General features: G+C 77.2%; 2 protein-coding genes. One reads left to right on the forward strand and one right to left on the reverse strand.

Translation table 11 applies throughout. The features are described 5' to 3' along the window. Positions 1-36: 36 nt before the first annotated feature. The gene (locus GTR00_RS15310; protein WP_166612462.1) at positions 37-2,466 is read right to left on the reverse strand and encodes a SpoIIE family protein phosphatase; all 2,430 of its coding nucleotides are present in this window, start codon (positions 2,464-2,466) and stop codon (positions 37-39) included. A 197-nt stretch (positions 2,467-2,663) separates the two neighbouring features. Between GTR00_RS15310 and GTR00_RS15315 the strand changes: the two genes are divergently transcribed. After that, positions 2,664-4,473, forward strand: a 1,810-nt coding sequence (locus GTR00_RS15315) for an ABC transporter ATP-binding protein (RefSeq protein ID WP_166612463.1), incomplete at its 3' end; no start/stop codon positions are given.

Genomic DNA, 4,473 nt, shown 5'->3' on the forward strand with positions numbered 1-4,473 from the left:
CCCCGGGCCCGGTGGGGACGGGCCCGGGGAGGGGCGTCAGCGGCCGGGCAGGGGCAGGGCCTCGGGCACGCTCTGCGGGCCGGCGACCGCCGGGCGCGGGCCGTCCTGCGGGTGCAGGCGCACCGCCACCAGCGCCACGTCGTCCTCCGGCGCCGGGGGCAGCAGGCGGTCCAGGATCCCGTCGCACAGGTCGTCCAGGTCCGCCCCGGCCAGCTGCGCCACCACCTGCCGCAACCGCGCCAGGCCCTCGTCGAGGTCCTGCCCGCGCCGCTCCACCAGGCCGTCGGTGAACAGCAGCACCGTGCAGCCGTCCTCCAGCTCGACCTCCTCGTCGCTGCGCGGCAGCGAAGGGTCGATGCCCAGCAGCAGGTCCGGCTGGTCCCCGTCGAGCTCGGTGACGGTGCCGTCCGGGCGCAGCAGCACCGGCGGGGGGTGCCCGGCGTTGGACCAGCGCAGCCGCCGCACCGCGCGGTCGTGCTGCTCGCCGTCCTGCTCCAGGCGCGCCACCACCGCCGTGGCCGTCGTCGCCACCGCCAGCCCGCGCATCGTGGCGTCCAGCGTGGCCAGCACCGCCGCGGGCGAGCCGCCGCTGGAGTAGGCGATGCCGCGCAGCAGGCTGCGCACCTGGCTCATCGCGGCCGCGGCGTCCACGTCGTGGCCCATGACGTCGCCGATGACGAGCACGGTGCCGCCGTCGGGCTGCAGGAAGGAGTCGTACCAGTCCCCGCCGACCTGCACCGCGCGCGCGGCCGGGCGGTAGCGCACCCGCACCTCCAGGTGGTCCGGCTCCACCGGCGCGGTCAGCAGGCTGCGCTGCAGCCCCTCGGCGACGTGCTGCTGGCGCGCGTACAGCCACGCGTTGTCCAGCGCCAGGCCCGCGCGGTCGGCGACCTGCTCGGCGGTGCGGCGGTCCTCCACGCCCAGCGGGCCGGCGTCGGCGTCGCGGTAGAGGGTGATCAGGCCCAGCAGCCGCCCGCGCGCGCGCAGCGGCAGCATGTACGTCGACTCCGGCGCCAGGCGGCGCAGCAGCGAGCGCGCCGGCTCGGCCAGCACGCCGGCCAGCCGCTCGACGGCGCGCTCGGTGACCGCGACGGGCTGCTGGCCGGGCAGGGCGCGCAGCAGCGGGGAGTCCTCGGCCAGCCCGGACAGCCGCACGCGGCGGTACTCCTCGGCCACCGGGCGCAGCGCGGGGTCGGCGTGCCAGGAGCCGATGTCGCGCAGCTGCCCGGACTCCTCCACGAGGGTCACCACGCACCAGGTGGCCAGCGCGGGCACGACGTGGCGGGCCAGCCGGGCCACCGCCTCGTGCGCGTCCAGGGTGCCCACCAGGTCCGAGCTGACCGCTGCGAGCAGCTCCAGGCGCCGGGCGGTGCGCTGGGCCTCCTGCTGCGCGGCGCGGCGGGCGGTGACGTCCAGGAAGTACACCGACAGCCCGTCGGGGTCCGGCCAGGCGCGCAGCTCGAACCAGCCGTCCAGCGGGGGCGGGTAGTACGCCTCGAAGGCGACCGGCTCGCCCGTGGCCGCGGCGCGGCGGTACTCGCGCTCGAAGTCGGCGCCGAGGGTGCCGGGGAACAGCTCCCACACGCTGCGCCCCAGCAGCTCCTCGCGCGGGCGCTGCAGCAGCCGCTCGGCCTCGGCGTTGACGTAGCTGAAGCGCCACTCGCGGTCCAGGGAGTAGAACGCCGCCGACATCGTCTCCAGGACGCGGGCCACGCGCGCGTCGCTGCTGCGCTCGGCGGTGGTGTCGTAGGCGGCGCCGGCCAGCCGCAGCGGCTGGCCGGCCGCGCTGCGCAGCACCCGCCCGCGCGCCTTGACCCAGCGGGTGCCGGCCGGGTTGAGCACCCGGTACTCGGCGTCGAAGACGTCCCCGCCGGCGACGGCGGCGTCGAGGACCTCCTGCACGCGCGGCAGGTCGTCGGGGTGCACGCGGGCGGCGAAGACGGCGAAGGTGCCGTCGAACTCCTCGGCGGAGTAGCCGAACATCTCCAGCATCCGCTCGTCCCAGGTGAGCTGGCCGGTGACGAGGTCGAGGTCGAAGCTGCCCACGCCGCCGGCGGCCACGCCCACCTGCCAGCGCAGCTGGTCGGCGGCGTGCTGCACGGCCAGCGCGGACAGCTGCAGCTCCCCGACGGCCACGGCCGCCAGGTCCACCAGCAGCTCCACGTCGGTGCGCGCCCAGCGCCGCGGCAGCGGGTCGAAGGCGGCGAGCACCCCCACGACGCGGCCGTCGGTGCCGGTCATCGGCACGCCCAGGTAGCAGCCCACCACGCCGGAGGTGACCGCCGGCAGCGCGGACCAGCGGGCGTCGGCGCGCGCGTCGGGCACCACGAGGGGGCCGCCGCCGGTGGCGGTGGCGGTCAGCAGCTCCTCGAGGGGGGCGATGAGGCCGACGGCGCGCAGCAGCGGGGCGTCCGTGCCGCCCACCGGGGACCAGCCGTCCCAGCCCGCTGCGGGCGTCGCCTGCATCCGAACACCCTCACCTCGGCGCCGGGGGTCACCCGGGCGCTCCCCTCGTGCACGGCGCCGGTCGACGCCCTCACCCGCTGTCACAGGATAGGGGGACGCGGCGCGCGCCGCCCGTGTCCGGGGCGACTCCTAACCTGGGGGTGGCCGGACCGCGCGGGGCGGGCCGGGCGAGGTGACCACCACGGCGAGGAGGGTGCGTGCGCGGGGACCCCAGCCGCGACCCGTTCCGGCCCGCGAGGGGCGAGCCGCCCGCGGGGCGCCCGCAGCGCGAGGAGGTGCTGCGCGTGCTGGGCCTGTTCCGCCCGCACGGGCGCGCCCTGTCGGTGGTCGCCGGGCTCATCGCGGTCTCGGCGGTGGCGGGCGTGGCCTCCCCGTTCCTGCTGCGCGAGGTCGTCGACGTCGCCCTGCCGCGCCAGGACCTGGGGCTGCTGGCGGCGCTGGCCGGCGGGCTGGTGGCCATCGCCGCGGTGGGCACCGCCCTGGACGTCGTGCAGGGGCTGCTGACCACGCGCGTGGGCCAGGCCGTCATGCACGGGCTGCGCACCTCCCTGTACGCGCACCTGCAGCGCATGTCGCTGGGCTTCTTCGCCCGCACCCGCACCGGCGAGGTGCAGTCGCGCATCGCCAACGACATCGGCGCCATGCAGACCGTGGTGACCAGCACGGGCGCCGAGCTGGTGCAGAACCTCGCCGCGGTGGTGGTCACCGCGGTGGCGATGCTCGCCCTGGACTGGCGCCTGGCGCTGTTCTCCTTCGCGGTGCTGCCGCTGTCGGTGTGGCTGAACCGGCGGGTGGGCAGGCTGCGCCGGCGCATCACCGCCCAGCGCCAGCGGCAGCTGGCGGAGATGTCCGCCACCGTCGAGGAGACGCTGTCGGTGTCGGGGATCCTGCTGACGCGCACCAGCGGGCGCACCCGCGAGGTCGTGGAGCGCTTCACCCGCCAGTCCGACGCGGTGGCGCGCCTGGAGGTCGGCTCGGAGATGGCCGGGCGCTGGCAGTGGTCGCTGATCACGCTGACGATGGCGGCGGTGCCGGCGCTGACGTACCTGCTGGGCGGGTGGCTGCGCGGCACCGGCACCGCGCTGAGCACCGGCACCCTGGTGGCGCTGGTGACCCTGCAGGCGCAGCTGTTCCGGCCGCTGGGGGCGCTGCTGCGCATCCTGGTGCGCCTGCACGCCTCGATGGCGCTGTTCACCCGCGTCTTCGAGTACCTGGACACCGCCCCGGAGGTGGTGGAGGCGCCGGGCGCGGTGGAGCTGGTGCGCCCGCGCGGGCGGGTGGAGTTCCGGGGGGTGTCCTTCCGCTACCCCGGCGCCGAGCGCGACACCCTCAGCGGCGTGGACCTGGTGGTCCCGGCGGGCACCTCGCTGGCCGTGGTGGGCCCCACCGGCTCGGGCAAGACGACGCTGGGCTACCTGCTGGCGCGGCTGTACGACGTGGGCTCCGGCGCGGTGCTCGTCGACGGCCACGACGTGCGCGCGGTCACGGCCCGCTCGCTGGCGGCGGCGGTGGGCGTGGTGACGCAGGAGACGTTCCTGCTGCACGCCAGCATCGCCGAGAACCTGCGCTTCGCCGCGCCCGGCGCCACGGAGGAGGACCTGCGCCGCGCGGCGCGCACCGCGCAGGTGCAGCAGGTCGTGGACGCGCTGCCGGAGGGCTTCGACACGGTGGTCGGCGAGCGCGGGTACCGCTTCTCCGGCGGCGAGAAGCAGCGCATCGCGCTGGCCCGGGCGGTGCTGCGCGACCCGCCGGTGCTGCTGCTGGACGAGGCGACCAGCGCGCTGGACACCCGCACGGAGCGGGCGATGTCCTCGGCGCTGCGCGACGTGGCCCGCGGGCGCACCACGGTCACCATCGCGCACCGGCTGTCCACGGTGCGCGACGCCGACCAGATCGTGGTGCTGGAGGGCGGCCGCGTCGCCGAGCGCGGCACGCACGAGGAGCTGCTGGCGCTGGGCGGGCGGTACGCGGAGCTGGTGGCGGCGGACGAGGCGCGCGGGGCGGTGG

It is taken from the genome of Kineococcus indalonis (assembly GCF_009906395.1).
Classification (GTDB): Bacteria; Actinomycetota; Actinomycetes; order Actinomycetales; family Kineococcaceae; genus Kineococcus; species Kineococcus indalonis.

Excerpts from the sequence above, each read along its gene's own strand:
- GTR00_RS15310 (WP_166612462.1), bottom strand. The coding sequence starts at position 2,466 with ATGCAGGCGACGCCCGCAGCGGGCTGGGACGGCTGGTCCCCGGTGGGC.